Annotated in this window: 18 protein-coding genes; 5 read left to right on the top strand and 13 right to left on the bottom strand. The window is 39.2% G+C overall.

Features of this window, described 5'->3' with window-relative positions; genetic code table 11:
• Positions 1-7: 7 nt before the first annotated feature.
• The 6 genes from R3E32_02580 to R3E32_02555 all read right to left on the bottom strand — a co-directional run bounded on the left by R3E32_02580 (position 8) and on the right by R3E32_02555 (position 8439).
• Positions 8-3670: a family 16 glycoside hydrolase gene (locus R3E32_02580; protein ID MEZ4883597.1), complete on the bottom strand. Its 3663-nt coding sequence runs from the start codon at positions 3668-3670 to the stop codon at positions 8-10.
• 122 nt (positions 3671-3792) lie between these two features.
• On the bottom strand, positions 3793-4233 hold the full coding sequence (gene mutT / locus R3E32_02575) for an 8-oxo-dGTP diphosphatase MutT (protein ID MEZ4883596.1): 441 nt from the start codon (positions 4231-4233) through the stop codon (positions 3793-3795).
• Positions 4218-5042, bottom strand: coding sequence for a sterol desaturase family protein (locus R3E32_02570; GenBank protein ID MEZ4883595.1), 825 nt, complete (start codon positions 5040-5042; stop codon positions 4218-4220). The genes mutT and R3E32_02570 overlap by 16 nt, the downstream gene beginning before the upstream one ends.
• Positions 5043-5141: 99 nt before the next feature.
• Complete coding sequence (locus R3E32_02565; GenBank protein ID MEZ4883594.1) at positions 5142-5900, bottom strand: hypothetical protein; 759 nt, start codon at positions 5898-5900, stop codon at positions 5142-5144.
• A gap of 30 nt (positions 5901-5930) precedes the next feature.
• Positions 5931-6899: an alpha-E domain-containing protein gene (locus R3E32_02560; GenBank protein MEZ4883593.1), complete on the bottom strand. Its 969-nt coding sequence runs from the start codon at positions 6897-6899 to the stop codon at positions 5931-5933.
• A 79-nt stretch (positions 6900-6978) separates the two neighbouring features.
• Positions 6979-8439: a circularly permuted type 2 ATP-grasp protein gene (locus R3E32_02555; GenBank protein MEZ4883592.1), complete on the bottom strand. Its 1461-nt coding sequence runs from the start codon at positions 8437-8439 to the stop codon at positions 6979-6981.
• Between the two features lie 185 nt (positions 8440-8624).
• Here R3E32_02555 and R3E32_02550 point away from each other — a divergent pair, with 185 nt between their 5' ends.
• Entirely contained in the window at positions 8625-11939 is a 3315-nt protein-coding gene (locus R3E32_02550) for a transglutaminase family protein (GenBank protein ID MEZ4883591.1), read from the top strand.
• Positions 11940-12050: 111 nt separating this feature from the next.
• On the opposite strand, the gene R3E32_02545 is transcribed toward R3E32_02550, so the two are convergent.
• From R3E32_02545 to R3E32_02535, 3 genes are all read right to left on the bottom strand, one after another.
• Positions 12051-13223 (bottom strand): lamin tail domain-containing protein, encoded by a 1173-nt coding sequence (locus R3E32_02545; protein ID MEZ4883590.1) that lies wholly within the window; start codon positions 13221-13223, stop codon positions 12051-12053.
• A gap of 75 nt (positions 13224-13298) precedes the next feature.
• Entirely contained in the window at positions 13299-17807 is a 4509-nt protein-coding gene (locus R3E32_02540) for a DUF5689 domain-containing protein (GenBank protein ID MEZ4883589.1), read from the bottom strand.
• Positions 17808-17870: 63 nt separating this feature from the next.
• Entirely contained in the window at positions 17871-18608 is a 738-nt protein-coding gene (locus R3E32_02535; GenBank protein MEZ4883588.1) for a hypothetical protein, read from the bottom strand.
• A 321-nt stretch (positions 18609-18929) separates the two neighbouring features.
• On the opposite strand from R3E32_02535, the gene R3E32_02530 reads away from it, so the two are divergent.
• The 3 genes from R3E32_02530 (at position 18930) to def (ending at position 20724) form a co-directional block, all read left to right on the top strand.
• Entirely contained in the window at positions 18930-19328 is a 399-nt protein-coding gene (locus tag R3E32_02530; GenBank protein MEZ4883587.1) for a hypothetical protein, read from the top strand.
• Between the two features lie 308 nt (positions 19329-19636).
• Positions 19637-20035, top strand: a complete 399-nt coding sequence (gene ruvX, locus R3E32_02525) for a Holliday junction resolvase RuvX (GenBank protein ID MEZ4883586.1) — start codon at positions 19637-19639, stop codon at positions 20033-20035.
• Positions 20036-20130: 95 nt separating this feature from the next.
• On the top strand, positions 20131-20724 hold the full coding sequence (gene def / locus R3E32_02520; protein MEZ4883585.1) for a peptide deformylase: 594 nt from the start codon (positions 20131-20133) through the stop codon (positions 20722-20724).
• Positions 20725-20860: 136 nt separating this feature from the next.
• On the opposite strand, the gene R3E32_02515 is transcribed toward def, so the two are convergent.
• The 3 genes from R3E32_02515 to R3E32_02505 form a co-directional block, all read right to left on the bottom strand.
• Positions 20861-22246 (bottom strand): L-serine ammonia-lyase, encoded by a 1386-nt coding sequence (locus R3E32_02515; protein ID MEZ4883584.1) that lies wholly within the window; start codon positions 22244-22246, stop codon positions 20861-20863.
• Positions 22247-22405: 159 nt separating this feature from the next.
• Positions 22406-23893: a CHAT domain-containing protein gene (locus tag R3E32_02510; GenBank protein MEZ4883583.1), complete on the bottom strand. Its 1488-nt coding sequence runs from the start codon at positions 23891-23893 to the stop codon at positions 22406-22408.
• 287 nt (positions 23894-24180) lie between these two features.
• Positions 24181-24339: a hypothetical protein gene (locus R3E32_02505; protein ID MEZ4883582.1), complete on the bottom strand. Its 159-nt coding sequence runs from the start codon at positions 24337-24339 to the stop codon at positions 24181-24183.
• Positions 24340-24515: 176 nt separating this feature from the next.
• On the opposite strand from R3E32_02505, the gene R3E32_02500 reads away from it, so the two are divergent.
• A complete protein-coding gene (locus R3E32_02500) occupies positions 24516-25991 on the top strand; it encodes a hypothetical protein (protein MEZ4883581.1) in 1476 nt (491 codons plus the stop codon).
• Here R3E32_02500 and R3E32_02495 read toward each other — a convergent pair.
• Complete coding sequence (locus R3E32_02495) at positions 25978-26307, bottom strand: hypothetical protein (protein ID MEZ4883580.1); 330 nt, start codon at positions 26305-26307, stop codon at positions 25978-25980. The genes R3E32_02500 and R3E32_02495 overlap by 14 nt on opposite strands.
• Positions 26308-26534: the final 227 nt, after the last annotated feature.

The following is a 26534-nucleotide window of genomic DNA, read 5'->3' as shown; positions in this document are numbered from 1 at the left end:
TGGCTGATTACTTCAGCCTCCTCACCTTCAAATTCCTATACCACACCTTATCTCCGTGGTCTTGCAGCGCAAGATGGCCTTTTTTTGACATGCCAAAAGCGGGCATATCTTTGAATTTGCTATTGGCAATCAGTTCGTTCCATTCTGGGGTAAACATTTCCACCTCCACCAATTTTCGACCATTTAGCCAATGCTCAACCTTGCCATGGTTTGATACAATTCGAGCCTGATTCCAGTTACCAGCAGGTTTCACTGTTTCGTATTGGCAAGCAATCAAATCGTACAAATCACCCGCTCGGTGTTTGGGATATTTGGCATCGGGATGGCACACATTGTCCAATACTTGCATCTCAGGTCCTGTTCGCCAAACAGCGTCGTATTCACTGGATTCCAAGACATTGTAGAAAATACCACTATTCCCACAAGCCTGAATTTTCCAGTCCACGCTTAGCTCAAAATTCTCGTATTCATCATCCGAAACAATGTCACCGCCCTCGCCATTTGAAGTATCCAACATCAAAGCATTGTCTTCAATTCTCCAACCTTTCCCAACAGTTTCTTTGCCGTAATTATGCCACCCTTCTATGCTTTTACCGTCAAAAAGTAAGCTCCAACCATCGGCTTTCTCTACTTCACTAAGGGTATTCATTGCAGTAGAAGGCTTTGAAGTTTTGCTCTCAAAGCCTTTGTCATTTTCGGGAATCGCATTGAGGGTGTACCATGCCTCCGAAGACCACAATTCATGCCCTTTTTCACTGATAAATGGGTTCGCAATCCGCAAATACACAACGTGTTCAGCTTTTATGTTTTTCAATTCAAGGAACACTTTCTTTCGGTCTTCCGAAACCTGCACTGATTGAATCGGCAAGGTTTCTTCATCAAGTTTAGGACCACCATAATCCTCCGTAGGTTTGTACCACCATTGTTTGGCTTGGTAATCACTTGTATTCCAGCCATCTCCATTTCTGAGAGGTTCGGTAAATTCAATTTCAAAACCATTCGATTTGACACGCACCGCCAACATTTCAAACGTTCGGTCTTCTTTGTAGGCCATTCGCTGCAAACCATACCACAATCCGCCTGTATGCTGCCAATTACCCGATGAACCAATCCCGCCCATATACAATGCACCGTCAGGTCCCCACACGATTCGATTGATTCCCGCTTCCAAACCTTGCGTAAACCGAAAAACAACACCTTGGTAGTTGCCGTTTACTTTTTCGACAAATACCCGCTTCAATCCGCCATGTGTCACTTCCCCATGAATCATCTGTCCTTTGTACAATCCATCATTGAAGTAAGTGGGTTGACTCGGAGAATTACCGATTTCGTTTTGCGGAAGCCAAACCACAGGCAGTGTTGCTTCAATGCCTTCTGTCCCTGCAAAATCAACTGAACGTGAGCCATACCAAGCATTTTCTTTGACGTGCAGGATTTTGCAGGAAGGCAGCCAATCGCCTTGATTGTCTGCCACAAATATTTCGCCATCCACACCGATTCCGATACCATTTGGAGTTCTCAAACCGTGAGCGATAAATTCTACTTTGCCTGTCTCCTTAGAGATTTTCACCACTTTTCCACGGTCGGGAATTTGTGGATTGGTACTTGCACCTCCTGATTGAATGGCGGTTGCCAAAGTCGCATAGAAATAGCCATCTTTGTATTCCAAACCAAAGGCAAACTCATGAAAATTAGCGGAAGTGCGCCAATCTTGCGAAACGGCTCGGTATTCGTCAATGATGTCGTCGCCATTCGTGTCCACCAATTTGGTCACTTCTTGTTTTTGCAGCACATAAATTTCGTTGTCCACCACCTTCAATCCCAAAGGTTCTGCCAAACCTGATGCAATGCGTTTGGTGGTGATTTTTTCGGGATTTCCGGATGCCACATTGTCCAAAATATAAACTGAACCTGTTGGATCCCAAGTACTAATAACCAAGCGACCATCTGCTAAAAAGTCCATTCCACCGACTTTTGGAGTAAAATCGTTGGGGCGTGCTTGGGTGACTTCATAGTTGGGATGCACAGACTGCAAGGGGAAACCATCGCCAGGAATTTCGGGTGCATTGATAAACGAAGGGGCGGGATATTGAAGGTTGGGAGCTTGTTGGGTTTTGTGGTGAAGCAGGGCTGCAATGGGTACTTTATCAAACTTTTCTGCTTTGCTGCTTTTCCACTCAAAGGTCAAACCTTGTCCACCCAAACCTTGAAAAAACAGAACTTTGAGGGCATGTTTGCCTTTGCCGAGTGCCATTTTTCCTTCAATGGCTTCCATCCCATGAAACCCATCGTTGTCAACAACTATTTGTTGGTTGATAAACAGTTGAGAACCATCGTCACTCGTCAATTTGAAGGTGTAAACATCCGATTCTGATACTTCCAAATAACCATCGTAGCGAATGACATAGTTGGATTCTATCGAAACAAAATCGGTACTTTTGACCACTACATCCGAAACCACAGTTTGGAAATAGGGCTTGGCTTCAAAATCAAAATCCGTAAAAGTCGGTATCGGTTTGTCTTTCCAAAAAGTCATCAATACGCCTGATAATAAATCTCCATCCGCTATTTCTGTGCCTTTTTGGTGAGCAGTGTTTTCAGTGTCTGTTGCGGTAATTTTCTGCTCTTTTGCTTCAGTATCAGCATCCAAACCCATGATATAACCTACCATTTCTTCAATGTCCTTGTCGGCTACTTCGGGATGGGGGGTCATGGGCGTTTCGCCCCAAACACCTGCGCCTCCATTTTTGATTTTTTGGACCAAATAGTCTTTACTATTTGGATTGTTGGGATATTTTTGAGCCACTTCAATATAGGCAGGCCCAACGGTTTTCTTCAGTCGGTTGTGGCATGTTTTGCAGTCGTTTTGGGCAATCAACTTTGCTCCTTTGGGAAGGTCTTCCTCCTCTTCAATTTTGTTTTCATTCAGTATAAAAGGTGTGCCTAAAAATTTGACAGTCAAATGTGTACTCTCATTGGACTTGAGTATCAATTTGGCATCTACATCAATTCCTTCTACTGCGCTGTTTAGCTTTCTAGGACTGTTTTGGATGATTTCCAACTGACCATCCGTTTCGATATCTTCTATTTTTGAGATGGAACTAACGTTGACCAACATAGCTAGTTCAAAACCTTTGGGTACATTTTCTGTGGTGAAAATGCGTTCCAAACCTTGCTGATGTGTGCCGCTGTTGAAGTGTTCGACTTGTTCGGTCACATTGATGTTTTCACCTGTTGGGGTAGTCAGTTCATACATCAATTGCACATATCCGTTCTCAAAACGATGTCCTTTGTATTTGGCAGTCAGCAAAGTAGCATCGTGGTCTTCTACCAATAACCACGGGTTTGCGTATTTATTAACCATCCAAGCATCACCATAACTGACAGGCTGGGGGCCGTGCATGGTGTTGTAAACAGCTCCCTGAAAGACTACTCCTCCACTCCATGCCTTATATAGAGAGGCTTTGTCGGTGCGGTAAGCGACCCACATTTTGTCGTCCAAAGCGAGGGTAATCATTCGGGCTTGTGTGTCCAATACCGAGCGAAACACCCACGGGCTATTTGGACGTTCTTTTTGTGTCTCTTGGTTATTTGTAGTATTATCCTCACATCCAACGAGAAACATTAACAAAACTGTACTAAAAAAAAGATAGAGTAGGGTTGATTTCATAGTGTTCTTTTGTCTGTCTTCGTAATTGAAGGCATGAAAATAACAAAATTAATGGCAGTGTTGAAAGATGCAGAGAATGAAGATAAATATTTTTTGAAGACAACATTTCAAATCAATTGTTATTAAAATTCTCCTATTTGAGAATACAAGAATTTGACAATGGGAATGTCTGCTGGTGCAAAATCATAGTTTTGCATTTCCTGCAATGTCACCCATTCTATTGCAGCATGGTCATGGAGCTGGAATTCACCAGAAAGGTAGAAGGTTTTGTAGGCCAATAAGCGGATGTGAATATGTGGGTATTGGTAGTCAGTCTGATATAAAAAATAGCCAATGCGGGTTTCGATACCCAATTCTTCCTGCAGTTCTCTTTGAAGGCAGATTTCAGGACTTTCTCCTACTTCAATTTTACCGCCTGGAAATTCCCATTTTCCTGCTAACCTATCCCCTACTTTTCGCTGGGCAATCAAGATTTTGCCGTCTTTTTCGAGAATTGCAGCAGTGACTTGAATGACATTGAAGTCGGTATTTTTTTCGTTTTGAAGTCTTATTTCTTTACCCATACCAAACCTTCTTGGGTAGGAGTATTTGAAGTAACGGATTCCATTTCAAGTTCTTTTCCATTGGTGGTTTGCTCATACGTTTCATCATAATCCGTCCGCAAAGTTCCTATCATTCTATCCCAAAAAAGGAAATACAAGCCGTAATTGCCGTGAAATTTTTTGTGGTGTAGGTTGTGTGCTACTGATGTATTGACCCATTTGCCGAGCCAGTGTTTGTGGAAATTTTTCGGATATAGTTCAAAGCCCAAATGCCCATAGACATTGTACATGATTTGGAACAAGAAAAACAATCCAATTGCAGATTTGTGAACAGGCAAAGTGAAGGCTATCAAGGGTAATATAGCCACTTCTACTACTGCTTCCAGTGGGTGAAAGGCGTAGGCTGTCCACGGTGAAGGATTGGTGGATTTATGGTGGACAAGATGAACGTGTCGGTACAAAAATGGATGGTGCATGGCCCGATGTGCCCAATAGAACCAGGTGTCGTGCAGAAAAAACATCCATACCCAAGTGAAAGCATAATACGCCATTCCGTATTCACCTATCTCGCTGTAAGTATTGGAGTATGCGCCAAAGGTTACAAAAGTTAAGAAGCCAATGGTGGCAAAAATGGTGACAGTGAGGAGTGAAAAAAGTATATCTCTGCCATAATCGGTCAGTTTGGGCATCTTCTTTTGGACTTTCCGAAACCACATTTGGCGTTTGAAAATCACATAGAATAGTGTAAATGCGATGGTCGCAAAAAAGAAATAGCGAGATACAATTTTTGTCACATCTTTCAGCCAAAACTCAAAAAAGGAATGTTCCATTGGGATTGTTACTTTGTTCTCTAAAATTAATGCAATTCATTCTCTTTACACAGAAAAGGGTGATTTGTTCGTTGAATTTCGGATAATTTTTACCATTGCCTATATTTCACCCATCCAATCATCTGGAATTTCCTTGATGATTTCTTTCAGACGATGTCCCCAAATTTCGCCAATATCGCCTGTATCTTCCTCATAGTATCGTTTTTCTATGATTACTTTGGAATCTCTTCTGAGGATGACTACATCTATTGGATAACCTACATCGTTGGCACTCACACGGGTAGAGTCAAAAGATAGAAACCCTGTCTTCAAGGCATAACGAATTGAAGATTCGTAGGTAAGTGCGCGATTAAAGATGGGCTTACCATATCCAGAGTTTCCGATGATTGTAAAAGGAGAAGCTTCACCAATTTCTATCCAATTTCCTTCGGGGTAGAGCAAATACAGTTTGTGTTCTTTGTCGTTTTCCAATTGACCGCCAACGATGGTAAAAAGATTGAAAATCAAACCCGACTCTGCCAAGGCTGCCTTATCTTCCTTGGCTACCCGCCTCAATTGTTCCCCAAAAGCATTGACAGCTTTGTACATTTTGTCAAAGTTCAACTCATTTTGTTCGAGCAACTCTTCAAAATAAGTAACCGCCTTATCCCGTATGGATCTCAATCCTGAAGTCATCAAAAAGATGCTGTTTTTGCCATCCGAATGAAGCGATATTTTTTTTGCAGTAGTTGTTTCATTTCCAGAAGTGATCCGGGTATCAGCAATGGCGACAAGCCCTTCTCTTACTTTTATTCCTACACAATAAGTCATAAATACAATTACATCTATTTTAATAAGTGGGCTTTTTGATAGCTCCAAAAATGGGGTTTAGTAAGCCTCAAATATAGCTTATTCAAAGTATTCTTTTTCGATTAACTCGTGAAGTTGGTAAATTTTGTTCAATGAACTTGTCAAAAATTCTTGTAGATTACCTTCAATTTCTTCATATTCCAAATACTTAAAACTATTTGCCAATTTACCAGCCTGAAAAGCCAACTGAGAGTTTGGACTTGCTGCAAAAGTAAGACAAGAGAGCATTTCGTTCACTTTTGATAAAGAAAACGCTATGGAACAAGGAAGTGTTGGATGGCTTAGTAAAAATTCTAATACCTCTTTTTGATTGATTACACTTCGGTAAACCCTCCTATACATATCAAAGCTTTCCAAAATTTTTAAAGTTGTAGTCCATTGATAGACAGCAAGAGGATCTTCTTGTTTATTGTTAGTAAGTGAATGAATGTCAATAATTTTATTCAACAATACACGGATAATCTGTGCAGACCTTTCCACATGAAAACCAAGCTTCAAAAATGCCCATATATCATCGTTTAGGAGGGTACTATTGGCATAGGATCGAATAATCGAGCAATGCTTCCTAGCATTTACAGTAAAATCATACAATCCTCTTGTTTTATAAAAATCAACAGAATAGGTTTTGACAAAATGATAGTATTGGTTGATTGCCTCCCAAAGACCTGTGGAAAGAAGATAACGGACACTTCTTGCATTCTCTCTGGCGTTTTGCACATTGGAAAAGATGGAATTGGAATTAGTAGGATTAAAAGTCACTTCAATCAAAATATCTTGTTCCTTGAAGCTAGTGGACAGGGATTGTTGCTGGCCATTTTGTTGCTGCTCTTGGGTTATAGATTTAACGCCCGCCATTTGTAAAATAGAAGTTAGAATGACTTCTTTTTGTAGGGTCATAGGAGCATCTAACGTAGAAAAATACTGCACATTCAAATAACGTGCAAGGTGTTCTGAGCGTTCAATGTATCGTCCTGTCCAATAAAGCGAATTGGCAACTCTGGCTAACATAGGTTATATTTAAGTATGGTACTAAAAAAAATGACAGATGAATAAATTATTTACTTGTGAATTTTACTCTGCTTGCAACCTAAGCATCTATTACCCAAGTATCTTTTGAGCCTCCTCCCTGAGAAGAATTCACAATCAAACTACCTTCTTTCAGTGCTACTCTGCTCAGACCTCCTCCCAAGGTAAATTGGTAATCTTTTCCCAATAATGTGTATGTACGCAAGTCTATGTGTCTGGGTTGAAATCCTTTGTCCTCGTCGATATAAGTGCTGTGAACGGAAAGACTCATTTTAGGTTGGGCGATAAAATTTCTAGGATCGGCTTTTATTTTGGCTATTATTACTTCCAGTTCTGCATCAGATTTGGTATCACAAATTTCTACACCATATCCACCAGACATATCTACTGGCTTGATAACCATTTTTTTGATATTGCTCAGCACATGATCTAAATCCTTCTTCCTTTCACACAAGAATGTCGGAACATTCTTGATAATAGGATCTTCATCGAGATAATACTTTATCATATCTGGCACATAAGAACAAACTGCTTTATCGTCTGCTATTCCCGTACCTGGAGCATTGACAATCGTGACATTGTTCTTTTTGTAGGCAGACATTAACCCTTTGACTCCCAATAAAGAATCAGGTCGAAAAACATCAGGGTCTAAAAATGCATCATCAATCCGACGGTAAATCACGTCTACTTTCACCCGTCCTTTGATGGTTTTCATATATACAAAATTGTTTTCTACAAAAAGGTCTCTACCTTCAACAAGCTCTATTCCAGTAGTTTGCGCCAAAAAAGAATGTTCATAATAAGCTGAATTGTACAAGCCCGGTGTAAGCAATACACAAGTAGGTGCCCACGCATTACTAGGAGCGACTGACTCCAATACTTTGCACAATTCAAAAGGATATTCATTGACAGCTTTCACTTTGAAGTTGTGAAAAACATCCATCAATGTTCTCCTCAAGGCTTTCCGATTCGATAGAACATAACTCACACCCGAAGGGCTCCGTAGATTATCCTCCAATACATAAAAATTGCCATCTACATTTTTGATTAAATCTGTACCACATATATGCGTATAAATCCCTCCTTTTGGAGAAATCTCTTCCATCAATTTACAGTAATGAGACGACGATAAAATGAGCTTTTCTGGAACAACCTTATCTTTTAAAATTTGCTTTTTGTTGTAAATATCTTTGACAAAAAGATTGAGGGCCATATTTCGCTGCTTCAAACCAACTTCTAAATACTCCCATTCTTTAGCACTTATGATACGGGGAAATAAATCGAACGGAAAAATTTTTTCGGTTCCTCCATTTTCTTCTGAATAAACGGCATAAGTAATTCCTTGATTCAAAAAAGACAACCTAGCATACTCGTTGAGTTTTCTAAAATCTGAAATTGACATAGACTCGAAAAGGCGGTGAACATCCTTGTAAGATTCATTCACCTTATCGCTTCTTTCCCAAACCTCATCTTTCAAATCAGGTGAAAATTTGTAATTGGAAAATGGAGAAGTATGACTCATTTTATTTGCCTTTAGTGGAATTTAAAACTACGGAAATATTATTGAAATAATAATATTGCTACTACAAAGATTGCTTTTTTTTTAAAAAAAAAGAGATTTGGTTCTATTTTTATTACTTTTGAAGGATTATTTTTAAAGAATTTTAAAGATAATACACTGTTTAATAAAATCAAAAATTGGCATTTATGGCTATTCATGTAGCAATACAACATTTCACCCAATACCTTTACAATAAGCCGATTCATGTTTCTCCGCAGGTTATTAGGTTGAGGCCTGCACCACATTCTCGAACCCCTATTTTGGGTTATTCTTTGAATATCACTCCCAAAGAACATTTCATCAATTGGCAACAAGACCCGTTTGGCAACTACTTAGCTAGGGTGGTATTTCCTGACAAAATTCACTCGTTAAGCATTGAAGTGGAGGTCATTGCAGATATGATCAGCATCAATCCTTTTGATTTCTTTCTGGAAGAGTATGCTCAGCATTTTCCATTTAAGTATGATCAACAATTGCTCAAAGAACTCACTCCTTATCTGGAAATCAAAGAAAGTGGGTCTCTTTTAATCCAGTGGGTTGAAAAAATGAAACTGCAAAAACAAACCGAGGAAACAACCAACGACTTTTTGGTACGACTCAACCAACAACTTTGTAAAGATATTAATTATACCATACGATTAGAAACAGGTATTCAAGATTGCGAAACTACCTTGAGCAAAGCTTTGGGTTCTTGTCGTGATTCAGCTTGGCTATTGACACAAATTTTTCGACATTTTGGCTTGGCAGCACGTTTTGTTTCTGGCTATTTGGTGCAATTGAAAGCCGATGAAAAACCATTGGAGGGGCCATCGGGAACAGAGGTGGACTTCAATGATTTGCACGCATGGACAGAAGTTTATTTGCCCGGCGCAGGTTGGGTAGGATTGGATGCTACTTCTGGTTTGTTGGCGGGTGAAGGCCATATTCCTTTGGCTGCAACACCAGACCCAGGAAGCGCAGCTCCAATTAGTGGCTTTACAGAACCGTGTGAGGTAACATTCAAATACAAAAATGAAGTATCCAGAATTTATGAATCGGCAAGGGTCACCAAACCATATTCTGATGATCAATGGCAGGCAGTTTTGGCACTAGGAGAGACGGTAGAAGAAACATTGCAGCGAGGAGATGTACGCCTAACTATGGGCGGTGAACCTACTTTTGTGGGTACAGAAGATAGAGATTCACCCGAATGGAACGATGATGCTGATGGAGAAAATAAACGCAAACAGGCTTTGCAGCTCGCTCAAAAATTGAAAAACCACTTTGCTGCAAATGGATTCATCCATTTTGGACAGGGCAAATGGTATCCCGGTGAGCCTTTACCCCGATGGCAATATGCGATTTTTTGGCGAAAAGATGGTAAAGCACTTTGGATAGACGAATCTTTGGCTGCCGACCCCACAAAAGACTATGGGATGACTGAAAAACACTCTGAAACGTTTATCAAAACCCTTAGCACACAATTGGGCATCAATGAAAAAAATTGCCTGCCTTGCTATGAAGATATTTATTACTTCCTTTGGGAAAAAAACAATCTGCCCGTCCAAGTAAATCCCGAAGATATTGACAAAGAAGATAGTCTGTCAAGGCAAAAACTTTTGGAGGTTCTACAAAGAGGGCTCGACAAAGCCGTAGGATATGTATTACCTATTGCCCATGATTATGTGGATGGTGGTTGGAAATCTTGTTTATGGCAATTTAATAGAAATGAGCTTTTCTTGATTCCTGGCAATTCTTCAATGGGCCTTCGTTTGCCTTTGAACCGCTTGCCCAAATTACTACCTGAACAGGAGGAAGCTCCTTATGAAGTGAGTCCTTTGGACGAACTACCCCCCTTACCTGATCACAAAGATTTATCTACTAGTACAATTGACAAGGGCATTGTTCCTCTTAGAACCGCTTTGTGTGTTGAGCCACGAGAGGGCAAATTGTATGTCTTTATGCCTCCTTTACAGTCGCTCGAAAGTTATGTGGAACTCTGTTACCACATCGAACAAACGGCAACTATTTTGTCCCTCCCTGTGATTATTGAAGGCTATCATCCGCCTACAGATTACAGACTGGAAAAATTGGTCGTTACGCCTGACCCGGGAGTGATTGAAGTAAATGTTCAACCTGCAAAATCTTGGCAAGAAATTGTCCACAATTATGAGCATTTATTTGAGTTGGCGAAGGAATGTAAATTGACCTCTGAGAAATTTATGCTCGATGGCAAACATACAGGTACTGGCGGTGGAAACCACATCACTCTCGGTGGAACGACTCCAAAAGACAGTCCTTTGCTGCGAAAACCATCATTGCTGCGGAGTTTTGTGAATTTTTGGCAAAACCATCCGGGCTTGTCCTACTTGTTTTCTTCTGCCTTTGTAGGGCCAACGAGTCAAGCACCACGAGTTGATGAAGGCCGCAAGGAAATCTTGTACGAATTGGAAATCGCTTTCGACCAAATTGATAAGTACGAAGATCCTCCTGCATGGATTGTCGACAGGGTATTCCGCAATCTGCTGATTGACCTTACGGGAAATACACACCGAGCAGAATTTTGTATTGACAAACTCTACAGTCCTGATTCACAATCTGGTAGATTAGGGATATTGGAAATGAGGGGTTTTGATATGCCTCCTCACAAGCAAATGTGCTTGGTGCAATTGCTGCTTATTCGGACACTTACAGCGTGTTTTTGGAAAAATCCTTACAAACAAAAGCTGGTGCGTTGGGGAACAGAACTACACGATAAATTTTTGATTCACCACTATGTGAGAGAAGATTTAATGGATGTGGTTGAATACCTTCAATCCAATGGTTTTGATTTTAAGATGGAATGGTTAGAGTCGTTTTTTGAATTTCGATTTCCTATTTTAGGCACTTTAACCGTCAAAGACATGACCCTGACCTTGCGGACGGGCATAGAACCGTGGAATGTTTTGGGAGAAGAAATGTCAAGTAGTGGCACTGCTCGTTATGTGGATTCATCTGTTGAGCGAGTCGAAGTATTGGTAGAAGGCTTCAATGCAGATCGGTACAAAGTACTCTGCAACCGCCATGCCGTTCCAATGATTGCGACTCCTACCAAGGGAAAATATGTGGCTGGTATTCGCTACAAAGCATGGAACCCTCCTTCGGCATTGCATCCTACTGTTGGAGTGGATGTGCCATTGGTATTTGACATTTACGATACTTGGAACAAACGCTCTATTGGGGGTTGCACCTATCATGTTGCCCACCCTGGAGGACGAAGTTACGATACATTCCCTGTCAACAGCTATGAGGCAGAAGGTAGACGCATCTCCCGCTTTTGGGATTACAACCACAGTATTACGGATATTGTATCACAAGAAAAGAAACAAGATGGACCATATCGCTATACGACCATAACTGAACAACCTGCCGAAAACATTGAAGTGAATGAAGTACCGCCTAATTTGGATTATCCGCATACGTTTGACTTGAGGAGGGTTTGAGTCACTAATTTCACATAGAAAAAGGGCAATAAAACGGTATCGTTTTATTGCCCTTTTTTATCTGCAGACTGCAAAAGTTTTAAGAACTTTTGTAGTCTTTTAGTACTGTTGTTATCTAACAATCAATTTTTGAACTGACAAGTCGCCACCTGCAAAATTGACATGAAGCGTGTAAAGTCCTTCTGGTAAGTCGTTGGTATTGACTTGAACTTGATTGAAGGTACTGTTCAAGACTTTGGTCACTACTTGCTGACCTGTCACATTGAACAATTGTACACTTTCGATAGCTCGTGGAGCAGTCACCAATACAAAGTCCGATGAAGGATTAGGATATACCCGAATCGGCACTTGATTGATGGAAGTCGCTGCCAAAGATTCTGGATGACACTCACATTCATGGTCTCCTAAGAAACTAAAGGTATTTTTGCGGTAAGACCACCAGCCTTCACCAGTAAAGGTTCCACCCAAAACAAAACCTACCTCATTCAAATCTTTGCGGCCACTCATGTTGTCGGTCGTGCGAATGATGGTTTGGTCTAAGGTTAGGCAATAACCATCTCCATCAATCCAACATTCTTCGACATTGCCAAATGCAGTTAGGTTAGAAGGATTCTCACCAATCACACCTACCACATCCACTAAATTGCTGTAAGCTAAAAGATCTATCTCTGTTCCTTTAACCAATGCCATTGCATCATTGCCATTGAAGCTCATGGTTCTATTGGTATCGTAATCGGGGTTCAAAAACACATTTGCTTTGCCTGACAAATCAAATTTTTCGTAATAGTTTCTTTGTTCGTAATCAAACGTTGCAGTATAACCAAACTCATCGGAATCTTCATACACTACGTCCAAAATCACGTTGCCATTTGAATCCAATTCAGGCTCACCCGTTACAATATTGAATACGGTATCCACATTCAAATAACCATTCCAAACAGGTTTGTCGAAAGCAGAAAAAACAGTATTGGGTGTTACAATCGTTCTATCCAATACGATTACATAACTTTCATCAGGCTGCAACATATAGGCTGGTAGTTGGGTAATTGACTTTGGATTGGTTGTTCCGGGCGCATCTGTTGCACCATTTCGGAAACGAGCTATGGAGTAACCTGACAAGTTGATGGCTTGCTGTGTAGGATTGTAAATCTCTAAGGCTTTGTTATTACCATATCCTTCAACGTATTCTGAGATGAATAAGTCGCTACAAGGTTGGGCCATGAGATTGGGACTACTAAGTTCTAATATAGCCACCAATGCAATTAATAGTATTAATTTTTTCATTTTTAACTAAGGTTTTGTTTTTAATATTTGAAGGCATAAAAAGGAGGCTGTAACAAAAACAGCCTCCTCTATTAGCTATTTATTAACAACGAATTTCTCCGCTTGATTATTGACACTCAAGATATACATACCGTTTGGCAAATCCTGTAAGTCAATTGACAATTTTTCGTTTTGTGCATTTTTGATGCTATTAGCATACACCACTTGACCTGCCATATTCTGGATACGAATAATCGCATCTGTTGGTTGATCAGCCGAAAACTGAAGCGTTACTTCGCCTTTTGCAGGATTTGGATACAATAAAGTAGTCCATTTCACTGCCATTACATCATCAATGCCTACCATCAAAGTTCCACCCAGTTCTTGGAAACGTTGAGAAAATTCTTGGTAATGTAAATTCGCAATCGTTGCGTCATGTACCACTACTACATTTTCATCGTTGCGGAAACGAGCAGAGTTAGACCAGTTGAAAGAACCTGTCCACACCAAAGCATCTGATTCTGGATGTCCTTGATCCACAATTAATGTTTTGTGGTGAAAGATGTAAGATAAATTATCTTGAAGAATTTGATCATTGCCCAATCCGTCAAACAAAATACCATACGGATAGTTAGAACCTTCTCCAAAAGGATTGAAGTCATCGTCAAAAATACCTGCCACATAAGTACCTTCGTTGTGTTCATCCAAAATAGCATAGGCTACATTGTTGAGTGTAAAAGACAGAATTTCAAAGTACAATTCGTAGTCTGCACTTCTAACCGTTTCGATCAGCTTATCTTGTGGATCTTCACTTGGCGTGAAAAACAATTCTACACGTTTTCCTCCAATCAAAAATTCATTGGGTGTATTGTGGCGTTTTTTGTCACCAAATTTACCCGACAGCATTTCTTCAAATTCAATCTTATAAGCTCTAGCCAAACTTTGATCTTGGAAAATAATCACATTATTTGGATCCACATTCAACTGATCATCAGATAAATTCGTTCCTCCTGTCCAAAGTAATGGTTCATTAGGATCTGGCGAATCTGCATCAATGATGATAAATTTGTTGTGCTGAATTCCTCCAATCTCACCAGCAGCGGGAGCAGGTCGTCTGATTTTTTGCCCCGGGAATAAATTATATGCTCCTGGACTTGCATCAGCATCTGTTACCAAACGTACAACAACACCTCGATTGTGTGCTGCAATGATTGCATCTAAAATGCCATTGGAAGTATCCATGGTATAGCTCGTTACATCAACTGTATATTTGGCATTGTTGATGTAGTAAATCAAAGTATCTGCTATTCCAAAAGGCAAAAACAAGGCATCTCTACCTGTTGATACCGAAGTATCTACTTTGCGGTTGAAAAATGCTTCAATATGTCCCGTTGAAAGTGAAACAGTTGCAAAAGCCTGAACAGAAGAGGTCGACACATCACCCGTTTCGCCAACACTTGTTGCCTGCACATAATAAATCTGACCAGCTTCCAAACCTTCCAAAGTTGCCGTGTGATTGGTCACAAAGTTTCCATCATTTACGATTTCACCCAACTCTAAAGCCTCTGTCAAACCATAGCTAATGGAGGTTGTACCATTATTCAAGGTTTCAAAGTTAACTTCAAAAGAAGTCGTTGTCATATTGTTTTGAGTCAACTGAGAAGCAAAAACAGGTGGATTGCCCAAATATTCAAAGTCTTGAAGGCTTCTTGGCAATAATTGATAGGTGTCTTGAAACTGTCCCAATATGCCAGTGATATTGATAACTCCTTGTGGAATAGGCGTTCCAGCAATATCTGTTCCTGCATTGATACGCACTTCATACAAACCTAAGCCGCTGACTAATTGATAATTGCTGCTTCCTGCTGCAAAATTTCCTGTACTAAAAAATTTCACATTGTCGAAACGAATCAATTGTCCTTCGTAGTCCTCTTTGTAGCCTTGTGCAGGTAATAAACCAGTCACTGGTTCGGGCAGCATATTGCCTGAGCTGATTACTTCCACCGAAAAATCTCCGCCGTCTGTAATCTCCAACAAATTGTTGAATTCCGATAATTGACCTTTCACCTTGATAATATCGCCAAGTATTACATTGTCCAATACACCGCCAGTTGCAAAAACTGCAATACCCGCTGTTTCGTCTTGAAAATAGCGAATCGCTCCAAATTCTGCTCCATTCGTCACCGTACCTTGAACCGTAACTGTTGCACCTGCCAACTGTGTGCGGGCTTCTGCAATCGTTATCACTCCTCCGCCTGTATTGCCGCCAATGCCCAAATCGGCTCGGCTTCTTGGCAACAATTGATAGGTTTCTTGAAACAATCCCATGATACCCACTGCTGCAATTGCATCTTCTGGAATAGCTGCGCCTTTGATATCAGTACGTCCATCCACACGCAAAGCATAGGTATCCATCGTTCCACCAATGGTCACATCATAGTTCGTACTATTTGAAGGAAAAACGCCCGCTTCTGGAAATTTCACCCCTTCAAAACGAACCAATTGTGATTCGTACTGTATAGAGTAACCTTCACTTGCAGTTAGTGTTTTGGGTTCAGGCAAATCATTGCCGCTACTCAAAATTTCAAATGCAAAACCATCTCCACTGATTTGAAGCAAATTGTTGAAGACCGACAAAGGGCCTGTTATTCTAACTTTATCACCAGACATAGCTACTGCTGCAAAGTCGGTATTGAAGGTCGCAATTCCAGCCGTTGCATCTTGCATATAGCGAGTACCGCCAAATTCTGCGCCCGATGTAATAATTCCTTCAACCGTTACCACTGAACCCAATTCCATCGCTCTCGCTTCTGCAATTGTGATCGCACCGCCAGTATTTTCTTCACCCAAATCTGCCAAACTGCGAGGCAATAATTGGTAGGTATCTTGAAACTGTGACATAATGCCCACTGCTGCAATTGGTTCTTCTGGAATCGGAGTGCCGCCAATGTCTGTGCGACCGTCCACACGCAAAGCATAAGTGTCCATGCTTCCGCCAATCGTGACATCATAGTTGGTGCTGTTGTCTGCAAAAACACCTGTTTCAGGAAAAGTCACCGCTTCAAAACGAACCAACTGACCTTCGTAAGCTTCTGAAAAACCATCGTTTGCAGCCAAAGTTTTGGGTTCGGGTAAATCGTTGCCACTGCTCAAAATTTCAAAAGTGACATCACTACCAATTTGCAGCAAATTGTTAAATTCGGTCAATCCCCCAGTGATTTCCACTTCATCTCCAAGGCTTACGGCTGCTGCCAAGTCATTGCTGAATACCGCCAAGCCTGCTGTTGCATCTTGAATATAGCGCACACCACCAAATTCACTTCCAGAAGTGATGATACCTTTTACCGTCACAACAGTTTCAACTGCTTTGGTACGGGCTTCTGCAATCGTGATCAAATCGTTTCCGCCTGTCATGCCTCCCAAATCTGCCAAACTACGAGGCAAGAATTGGTAGAGGTCTTGAAACTGCGACATAATGCCCACTACTGCAATCGGTTCTTCTGGAATCGAAGTACCGCCAATATCTGTGCGACCGTCCACACGCAAAGCATAAGTGTCCATGCTTCCGCCAATCGTGACATCATAGTTGGTGCTGTTGTCTGCAAAAACACCTGTTTCAGGAAAAGTCACTGCTTCAAAACGCACCAACTGACCTTCGTAAGCTTCTGAAAAACCATCATTTGCAGCTAGAGTTTTTGGAGTTGGCAAGGCATTGCCGCTACTCAAAATTTCAAAGGTTACACCACTGCCAATTTGCAGTAAATTATTGAATTCTGTCAATCCACCAGTGATTTCTACTTCATCACCAAGGCTTACGGCTGCTGCCAAAGCATTGTTGAACACTGCGATACCTGCTGTTGCATCTTGAATATAGCGCACACCACCAAATTCACTTCCAGAAGTGATGATACCTTTCACAGTTACAATCGTTTCTGTGGCTTTGGTGCGGGCTTCTGCAATGGTAATTAAATCACTCATAACAGGTGCTAAACCCAAGTCGTCTAAACTTCGAGGAAGCAATTGGTAAGTGTCTTGAAATTGAGCCATAATACCAACTGCTGCAATAGCTTCCGTTGGAATCTCTGCACCTCCAATGTCTGTGCGACCGTCCACACGCAAAGCATAAGTGTCCATGCTTCCGCCAATTGTGACAGCGTAATTCGTACTGCCTGCAGGAAAGGTACCCGCTTCGGGGAAAAGTACCCCTTCAAAGCGAACCAACTGACCTTCATAGGCTTCTGAATAGCCTTCGCTTGCAGTCAAAGTTTTGGCTTCGGGAAGATCATTACCAGAACTGACAATTTCGTAGGTAAAACCATCACCGCTGATTTGCAGCAAATTGTTGAATTCAGAAAGTGGTCCTGTAATGACTACTTCATCACCTGATTTGGCTGCTGCTGCAAATTCCGTGTTGAAGGTTGCAATCCCTGCTGTTGCATCTTGCACATAACGAGTGCCGCCAAACTGTCCATCAGTGGTAACAATTCCTTTAACTGTTACTACTGATTCTAAGGCTTTTGCACGAGCATCGGCAATGCTTATTTCTTGCGCCTTGAGCGATGTAAAAGTTAAAAATAGGGTTAAGTAGAATAAAAATCGTTTCATTGTGCTGATTTATAATGAAAAAAATTAAATTATTTATTACTATATTTTGACAAATATTATTCGTCAATAATTATTCACATTAACAGTTGTCTTCTGCTGAAACACTATATCGTTTCCAAGTGCTGTCTGTGCATGTGCAACTATGTTGTAGTCCCGTGTCAATCCTGTATTTGGCGGTATATTCATACGAAACATACCTGCGCCCTTTTCGTTTTTGATTTCCACCAATTTCTTGTTCAAGTATTTGCCATCCGTCAAGTCGCCATGGTACCATTTCACTTTGGTATAACCTTTTGGCAATCGCAATTCCAAGATATATTCCCCTTTTTTCTTCAATTGATTGTCAGCTTTGATGTCTATTTTTACCTTTTCATGTTCCACTATCAGTTCTCCTTTCTTGTTGTATTCTTTTGTTCCCACTCCCAATGTATCGTTGTGGTAGGGAATTTCTGCCATCACTTGTCCATTGCGGTAAAGGCGTTTTCTGAATCCTTCTTTTTTACTTTGTTCAAAATTGGTCACTTGATACAATAACCTATCTTTATCTTGGTAAAACCATTTCGCTTCCCCCTGTTTTTCACCTTCCACATAATCTATTTCCGCACTCACATTACCATTTTTGTAGTAAGTTGTCGCCAATCCATGTCGCTTACCTTCTTTGTAGTTAATTTCGGTTCGGGTTCCATCGTCATCCGTTTTTTTTATCAGGCCATTTTTTAAATCAGAAGAAGACCCACCAGATTCACAGGCTGTCAACAAAAAGAGGCTAACCAAAAGAAATTTGAATATTTTTTGTGTCACACGTTTTTACTTTAAGGTTTCATACTAAATAATAGTGCGAAATTACTATTATTCGGTAAAATTAGAGGAATTGAAGGATTAAAACATTGTTATTAATTGTCGAAGAGGTTGCTAAAATCAGTACAAAATTACTTGGCATTACTGCTATAAGAACGAATAAAAATTAAAATGAGAATAAAAATTAAAAAATAACTTCAATATCATTTTTTTACGAAAGGAATTTTGTGAACTTATTTTTTGAAGTGTTCCATATTTAATAAGTATCCGTATTTTGTGCGTTTATTTAACTTACACTCAACAAAATCATACGCTGCAATAAACATGACAATTCTCCAATCCATAGAATTTTTCACCGCCATTAACTTAGCTATTACAGGTTTATCCCACTTTTTGCAGCCCAAAATATGGGTGGACTTTTTTGTGTTCTTACACTCCAAAGCCAATGTCGGCAACATTGTCAACGCACTAATTTCGGTGGGGATGGGTTCTTTTATATTGTCGTTTCACCTTGTTTGGGACTTTCCAAGAATCTTAGTGACAATGTATGGTTTCTTACTGGTCTTGAAAGGTTTCTTATTCCTTTTGATTCCTTCAATGGGCATCAAAAGCATTGGTAGTGTTACCATAAAAGGAGCTGAAAAATTTAGGATTGTCGGTTTGGTGATGTTTTTATTGGCCATCGGGATTGTATATGGATTGGTGGTAGAAGGGGCTTTCTGAAAATTATAGATATATGGAGTCTCTGTATATTAACGAAATCTTCCTAATGGATTGGAGTGTTGAAAAATACAAACACAGATAAATATCATTGCAGTTCAATCCCATCCTCTTGGGTTTTGAAATCTCAAACAATCAACAGCCGATTGATTGTTTGATTGGCAGTTGGAGGAAAGGTAATGGTGGTAAAGGAAAATGAAAATTAGAATGAAAATGAAAAAATTAGACATTTCATACCTTATCTTTGCAGCGAACATAGAATTGAACATCATTTATTACTAATTTTATCATTGAGGACTGTGGCAAGAATAATGGCAATTGACTATGGTATGAAGCGGACAGGCATTGCAGTGACAGATCCTATGCAGATTATTGCAACGGGCTTGACGGCAGTAGATACTAAAACCATTTTCGATTTTTTGAAGGAATATCTCAAAAATGAGGATGTAGAACAGTTCGTGGTAGGCTATCCGATTCACTTAGATGGTGATGAATCGCAGATGTCTTTGGCGGTGGATAAATTTATTGAAGACCTGCAAAAAAATCATCCGACAATTCCTGTGGATAGAGAGGATGAGCGTTTTACTTCCAAAATGGCAGCGCAGGCACTTGTGCAAAGTGGTGTAAGGAAAAAGAAACGCCAAGATAAAAAATTGCTAGACGAGGTAAGTGCGGTATTGATTTTGCAGGGATATATGGGGCATCGTTGAGGTGTTGATATCAACTATTTCTGCCTTTTCGAAGCCTCTACGTCACAGAATTTTTCAATTAATTATTTTATAATTATTATAATTTTATTTTATTCATGATACTTCCAATTATTGCCTATGGTAATCCCGTTTTACGACAAGTTGCTGATGATATTCCTGAGGATTATCCTAAACTGAAAGAATTAGTAGCCGATATGTATGAAACCATGTACAATGCCAAGGGAGTTGGTTTGGCTGGGCCACAAGTAGGTTTATCTTTGCGGATATTTGTAGCAGATACCATCCAAATTTTGAAGGAGACACCAGAGGACAATGATTTTGCAGGGGAAGAAGGCATCAAAAAGGCTTTTATCAATGCAGAAATAATTGAAGAAAGCGGTGAGGAATGGGCTTACGATGAAGGCTGTTTGAGTATTCCGAATATCAATGAGAGTGTGACAAGAGAGGAACAGGTTCGGATTCAATATTACGATGAAGATTTTAATTTTTACGATGAGGTTTATACGGGCTTCACTGCTCGTGTGATTCAACATGAATACGATCATATTGAAGGCATACTTTTTACTGACCATATTTCTCCTTTGAAACAGCGTATGATGAAACGCAGATTGGAAAAAATTTCTAAAGGGGAGGTTGATGTGAATTATCGAATGAAGTTTAATGTGGTGAAAGGTAAGAAACGGAAGTAGCTAAGTAGTAAATCAAGACAATTAAAATGAAAAAACACACTGATAAACAGTTGTTTGAGAAATTTGAATTGTTGAGATAAATATGGTTGAATACTTACTTAGTCTGCTGCTAAGTGATGCCAACTAAATCACCAAATTAACTTCCTGGCATCCCATAAGTAGCCGCTAATCCTCCTCGTGCTGTTTCCTTGTATTTAGAAGACAGGTCATTGCCCGTTTGACGCATCGCCTCCACTACCTGATCGAATGAAATAAGTGGTTTTGTTGTTCTATTGGAAGCCAACAGATAGGCATTGTAGGCTTTGATAGTTCCATTGGCATTTCGTTCGATGCAAGGAACTTGTACGAGTCCTTTGATGGGATCACAAGTCATTCCGAGGTGATGTTCCATGGCGATTTCGGCGGCCGAACTGATTTGGTGAATGTCTCCTCCATATACAAAACTAAACAAAGCCGCAGCCATTGCCGCAGCCGAACCAACCTCCGCTTGACACCCCAATTCTGCCCCTGAAATAGAGGCATTTTCTTTGACAATGTACCCAATCATTCCTGCTACCAGCAGACCTTTTTGCAGCAATTCATAGGGCATTTTGCAGTCATTGCGTAAATATTCCAAACAAGCAGGAATAATGCCTGCTGCCCCATTTGTAGGAGCAGTCACAACCATTTGCCCATCTGCATTTTCTTCAGAAGTTGCTAAAGCATATGCATTTAAACGAGCAAAAAAAGCATCTCCATAGCGTTGTTGGCTTTCCATTTTCAAGGCATTTTCGTACATAATTTTGGCTCGACGATGTACGTTTAAGCCACCCGGCAAAACACCTTCTTTCGCCAAGCCTCCTATCACGCTTCGGTGCATCACTTCAATGATTTCTTGGATGCCCTTCAATATACTTTCTTGATTGCGTTCACTAATTGCCATTTCGTTTTGCAGCAGAAACTCATCAATAGGCAAACCCGATTTTTCCAAAACAGTCATCAATTCTGCAAAATTGGAGTACGGAAATTTAGGTTGTAAACGGTCGGCTGCTTTTATGCTTGCCCCTTCTTTTTGGATGAAGCCCCCTCCTATCGAAAAATAGGTTTCTTCAAAGACGGATTGAAAATCTTTGAGTAAAACAAATTTCAAGGTATTGGGATGCCAATATTTACTAGGGGTATAATCGAAAAAAATATCGCTTTCTTCAAAAGGTATTGTCCAGTTTTTGAAACGAATAAAGTATTGTTTTTTAGGTTCTTCAAAATAATTGTTCAGTTGCTCAATATCCACCATGCGGGGTTCTTGCCCCAATAAACCTGCAAAAATCGCTCGGTGCGTACCATGACCGTGACCTGTTGCAGCCAATGCACCATACAATTCCACTCTTATTCTAAGCTTATTGGTGTCTTCTGTCGATACTTGCTGCAATGTTTTCCAAACATTCCGACGAAAACGGTTGGCAGCTCGCATGGGGCCAACCGTGTGTGAACTTGAAGGACCTGGACCTATTTTGAATAGTTCAAAAAAAGAAGTGGTAATCATGAACACAGATTTATTTTGGGGTTAGATTGATTAATCGAAAAGATTCTTTTATTTACAACAACAACTGGTTAGATGCAAAAAATGAATATCCACAAAGTACCATTTTGAATTTGTAATGAAGCCCTATAAGTTAAAACTTAACGGTAAAATGATATATGCTTAAAGGTTGGCGATTAGTTGGGCATCTCTTTGTTTCCTAAGTTTCTCCAAACCGCTTTTGAGGTGCTGTTCGACTTTTCGCATAGGTTGAAGTCCGTCTTTGTCATTGCTAAAGATTTCTTCTAATAAATAATCTAATTGACTTTCACCATATTGGTCAATCCAATTGTTTACATCATTGATTCTTATAGGATTTAATTCGGGAAGTAAACGACAACATTGAGGAGATTTTGCAGCGATTTCGGCCAGCAATTCTCTTATTTTTCCTTTTTTAAATCCTTTACTAAATAACTGTTTGAAGAAACCTCCGCTGATTAAGGGGTATTTTACATTAATAAAAATAATGACTTGGGGGAGACTAAAGTCATATTGTATATTCCAAAACGAATTGATGTACCAATCCAGTAACTTGGTGGTTTGTGCATCCCAATCTGTTCCGTCAATGCTGTGTTCCAATACAATTACACCTTTTCGGCTTTGGTATTGTTGAACAATTTCTATTGCTTTTACTTGTAGGCTATTGTTGGTTTTGAAGGTATTAGAGAGTTGGCGTTTGAGCGTATTTTGCATATCCAACAACTGCCCAAATATGGGCCATACTTCTTTGATTTGTGGTCGAAAAATCTGTTCTTCTTTAGTAATTGGAATAGCCTTAAATAGCTCAATTTCTGCAATGCGTGAAATAAGGCTGCTGTGACTTTCGTCCGCCTCACCATATACGAGGTAAATATTGGGTTGTTTGGGGAGTAGTTCTACACGATTGATAATACAATTGCAAAAACTTTCAACTTGGGGAGAACGGTTACACAATAAGTGTTTGTAGCGTCCTAAACCAGAGGTTTGGGTATCTGCTTCTTTTTGATACAAACCCCATGCAAAATTGTCTAAAGAGATTTGCTTTTTACTGTAAACCCGGCGACTAATTTTGACTTCATTAATTGATACTTCTTTGCCTTTGAGGTCAAATTCAGCTTTGGCATCTTTAAAAGCAACTTCTATGTTGTTACCACCTATCAGACTTTGGTAGAAAGCTACTGCAAAATCTGTAGCCAGTTGATCCTCAATGCTTCTATCTGTTGCAATAACTTTTGTAATACCTGCATTTAATAGACCTTCAACCTGTCCTTTGGTAGAACATCCGTTTAGAAAAACCAATTGCAGATTCTCTTGTAATGCAAGGTAATCTGCTAAAGCTTTTGCATCTGTTGACTGCTGTAAACCTTCAAAAGTTTCGAGCATGATTTCGCCACTACCTGCATGACCACCATAGTGAAACGCAACAATACGACCACGATTAGCAGGTCGTCTGAATGCTTTTACAATCTTGTCAATTGTAGCACTGTAGATTATACTTATCTCATAAGCAGCATTGACGGTGTCTTCACATACTTCTTTTATTCCATCTAATTCTTTTACCAAAAAATGGAGGTGTTCACCATTGAAGTAATCATTGGCGAAAGCTAACAATATGATTGGCTTTTGCGGCATAATGCAGGAAAGTAACTTTTTTTTTACTAATTTTAACGTAAATATACACCACAAGGTTATGGAGTCGTATATTTTCGTGCAAATACCTTAATAGAAACTTCCCTCTCATTGTAGATAGAGAGCTATAATGAAGAGGGAAGCACATATTGCTAAAAACCATTTTAAAAACTATATAGCTATTGGAGTAGGCTATAAAGTGTTACTGTTTTTTACTAATAATCTTTAATTAGCCAAAGTTGAAGACTATAAGTTTATAACTAATTTTCTTCAATGGCAAAAAACATATTTCAATATTCGTATTCATCTAAATCCCATCCAGTTATGATTATTTCTGGAGTTCCTCCTTTAATAGTGGATAGTTGATGGTTGCTAATAATGTTTTCATCAAATTGGTTAGACAAATTTGATTTTTCGATGTTTGTTGAAGTAAATTTTGAAAATAGCATAATGTTAAATTTTAAAATATTCGGGAGTTGTTTTCTAAATACAAATGCAATATGGGGATAAATGGCATCGTGAGAAAGGATAAAAACTTGTCTATTTATAGACAGTCTCAACAAAAAAATCAATTGTCCTTTTTTGTAAAAAAATATTAATCAACAGATTACAAATTAAATGTTCTATGGAAAGCTTGATACAGATAGTGGATAAATTGAAGCAGCCAGAACTTAGAATGTTGAGGGGTTTTTACAAAATAAAGCAAAACAAAGAGCCTAGTAAGAAGCTTGAGCTATTAAATTTGATAACTAGAGATAAAGTAAAAACTGATTCAGAGGCTATGGAAAGATTGTATGGGGGATCCAATTCTGTTTCTGGTTTTTCACATTTAAAAGAACGACTGAAAACGGACTTGCTTAATACAATCCTCTTTTTACACCCAGAAAAGATTTATTCAACGCTTTTTATAAAAAACAAACTTGAATGTAGGAAACTAATTATTCAGGCCGAGTTGTTATTAAACAGAAGTGACATAAAAATTTCTAATGATATTTTATTAAAAGCACTTGCTATTGCTGAAAAATTTGAATTCCCAGACCTTGAAATTCAAATAAGAGATACATTGCGAGCTAAAAAGGGGTTCGAATTCAAATTTGAAGATTTCCATGAACACAATAAACGGATTGAAACTTGTATAAAACTTCAATCTGCAATATTGAAATCCAAAGAATACTACTATTATATTCAGTATTTGAACAGTACAAATACTCCGAATCATTTAGAATACGAAAATTTTGTTTTAAATGCTCTAACTGAAATCAAACAGTTTATTGAAGATACAAAATCAGTTCAAATTAAATATTGGTACTATTTAGTAGCTGTTCCTTTTTATATTAGCACAAAGAAAGACCATGAGCAGGGAATCAAGCTACAACTTGAATTTATCAAACTTATTGAAAAAGAAGTTTCGATTCGTTCTAAATCGGCCATAGGAGGTACCAATATGCAGCTTGCTCACATATATTTAGTGACTAATGATTACACTAAGGCTCTCAAACCTGCTTTGAAAGCAGTTGAAAACTTCCGAAAAGACTCATTCAATTATTTGAGAGCCTTGGAATTTCTATTTTGGACTTATTTTCGGACAGGAGATTTGGTAGCGGCAGAAAGTACAATTGAAAATGCACTGAATCACAAATACATCAACCGTTCACCACATTTTAGTGCTAAGTGGAAATACCTAAAGGCTAACTTGATGTTTTTGAAAGGAGATTTAGAGGCTGCTCATGATTATTTATTGCAGTCAGACGAATTGACCAAAGATAAAGGAGGTTGGTATATCGGCTTCAAACTATTACTTATATACATTACTTTTGAACAGGAGAATTATTATTGGTTGGAATCTCAACTCGAAAATTTCAGAAAATTGATTGCCAGAAACAAACAGGCAAACCTAAAACGAGCAAAAGTAATTCATAAAGTTGCCCACACGCTGTTACAAAATCATGGTGATTTCCAAAGAGCTCAGGAGCTTAGTCAAAGAGAGTTGAGTTTATTAAGTAATGCCGAAAAGGATATGGAATGGGATCCGACGGGTTATGAGGTAGTACGGTTTGATGATTGGTTCAACAAAAAAAAGCTAAATATTACATCAAAATAAGTTTCTCAACTTTTTCGTCATATTGCTCACCTAGTTTTTCCTGAATATTTTGCAAATGTTCTTGAATAGACTCTTGCATTTGCTTTCTCACAAAATCTAAATAGGCCTCTGTTTCTTCCTTGCTAAGTTCTACTTCATTAATATCCGATTTATTTTCCTTTGATAATCTTATTGTATTATCGGATTCCTCCACCGAATTTGAAGCTTTCTCCTCAACAGTGTTCGGAAATGTTCTAGGAGCAGATGTATTGTTTGGTGCTTGACCAAAATACAAGCAAATAATAGTTGAGATAAGAGCAAAAAGGCTGATTTTCATCTTACAGGTATTTTATAGAGCTAATTCAAAAAAAATACAGAAAATGGAGCAGCGAGTACAACATTGCAAGCGAAACCCGCTGCCCTTATCTTCACTCAATGAATTTATCATTAAGAAAGAGTATTCTGTAAGGTACTATGCGTTGCATAGTAGCTATTATAACCTCTTAATACAAACAAGAACAAAATAGTTCCCTAACGCACATTTTTTTTTGAAAAAAGAAGTCA

Source organism: Chitinophagales bacterium (assembly GCA_041392475.1).
Taxonomy (GTDB): Bacteria; Bacteroidota; Bacteroidia; order Chitinophagales; family UBA2359; genus JAUHXA01.
Note: the sequence above shows the minus strand (reverse complement) of the source record. Positions and strands in the feature narration are given on the sequence as shown.

Bases quoted from the DNA above. Each gene is read 5' to 3' on its own strand.
- R3E32_02540 (MEZ4883589.1), bottom strand. From the start codon at position 17,807: ATGAAACGATTTTTATTCTACTTAACCCTATTTTTAACTTTTACATCG.
- R3E32_02495 (MEZ4883580.1), bottom strand. From the start codon at position 26,307: ATGAAAATCAGCCTTTTTGCTCTTATCTCAACTATTATTTGCTTGTAT.
- R3E32_02550 (MEZ4883591.1), top strand. From the start codon at position 8,625: ATGGCTATTCATGTAGCAATACAACATTTCACCCAATACCTTTACAAT.
- R3E32_02570 (MEZ4883595.1), bottom strand. From the start codon at position 5,042: ATGGAACATTCCTTTTTTGAGTTTTGGCTGAAAGATGTGACAAAAATT.
- mutT (MEZ4883596.1), bottom strand. From the start codon at position 4,233: ATGGGTAAAGAAATAAGACTTCAAAACGAAAAAAATACCGACTTCAAT.
- R3E32_02530 (MEZ4883587.1), top strand. From the start codon at position 18,930: ATGACAATTCTCCAATCCATAGAATTTTTCACCGCCATTAACTTAGCT.
- R3E32_02510 (MEZ4883583.1), bottom strand. From the start codon at position 23,893: ATGCCGCAAAAGCCAATCATATTGTTAGCTTTCGCCAATGATTACTTC.
- R3E32_02500 (MEZ4883581.1), top strand. From the start codon at position 24,516: ATGGAAAGCTTGATACAGATAGTGGATAAATTGAAGCAGCCAGAACTT.
- def (MEZ4883585.1), top strand. From the start codon at position 20,131: ATGATACTTCCAATTATTGCCTATGGTAATCCCGTTTTACGACAAGTT.
- ruvX (MEZ4883586.1), top strand. From the start codon at position 19,637: ATGGCAATTGACTATGGTATGAAGCGGACAGGCATTGCAGTGACAGAT.
- R3E32_02505 (MEZ4883582.1), bottom strand. From the start codon at position 24,339: ATGCTATTTTCAAAATTTACTTCAACAAACATCGAAAAATCAAATTTG.
- R3E32_02515 (MEZ4883584.1), bottom strand. From the start codon at position 22,246: ATGATTACCACTTCTTTTTTTGAACTATTCAAAATAGGTCCAGGTCCT.
- R3E32_02545 (MEZ4883590.1), bottom strand. From the start codon at position 13,223: ATGAAAAAATTAATACTATTAATTGCATTGGTGGCTATATTAGAACTT.
- R3E32_02560 (MEZ4883593.1), bottom strand. From the start codon at position 6,899: ATGTTAGCCAGAGTTGCCAATTCGCTTTATTGGACAGGACGATACATT.
- R3E32_02555 (MEZ4883592.1), bottom strand. From the start codon at position 8,439: ATGAGTCATACTTCTCCATTTTCCAATTACAAATTTTCACCTGATTTG.
- R3E32_02580 (MEZ4883597.1), bottom strand. From the start codon at position 3,670: ATGAAATCAACCCTACTCTATCTTTTTTTTAGTACAGTTTTGTTAATG.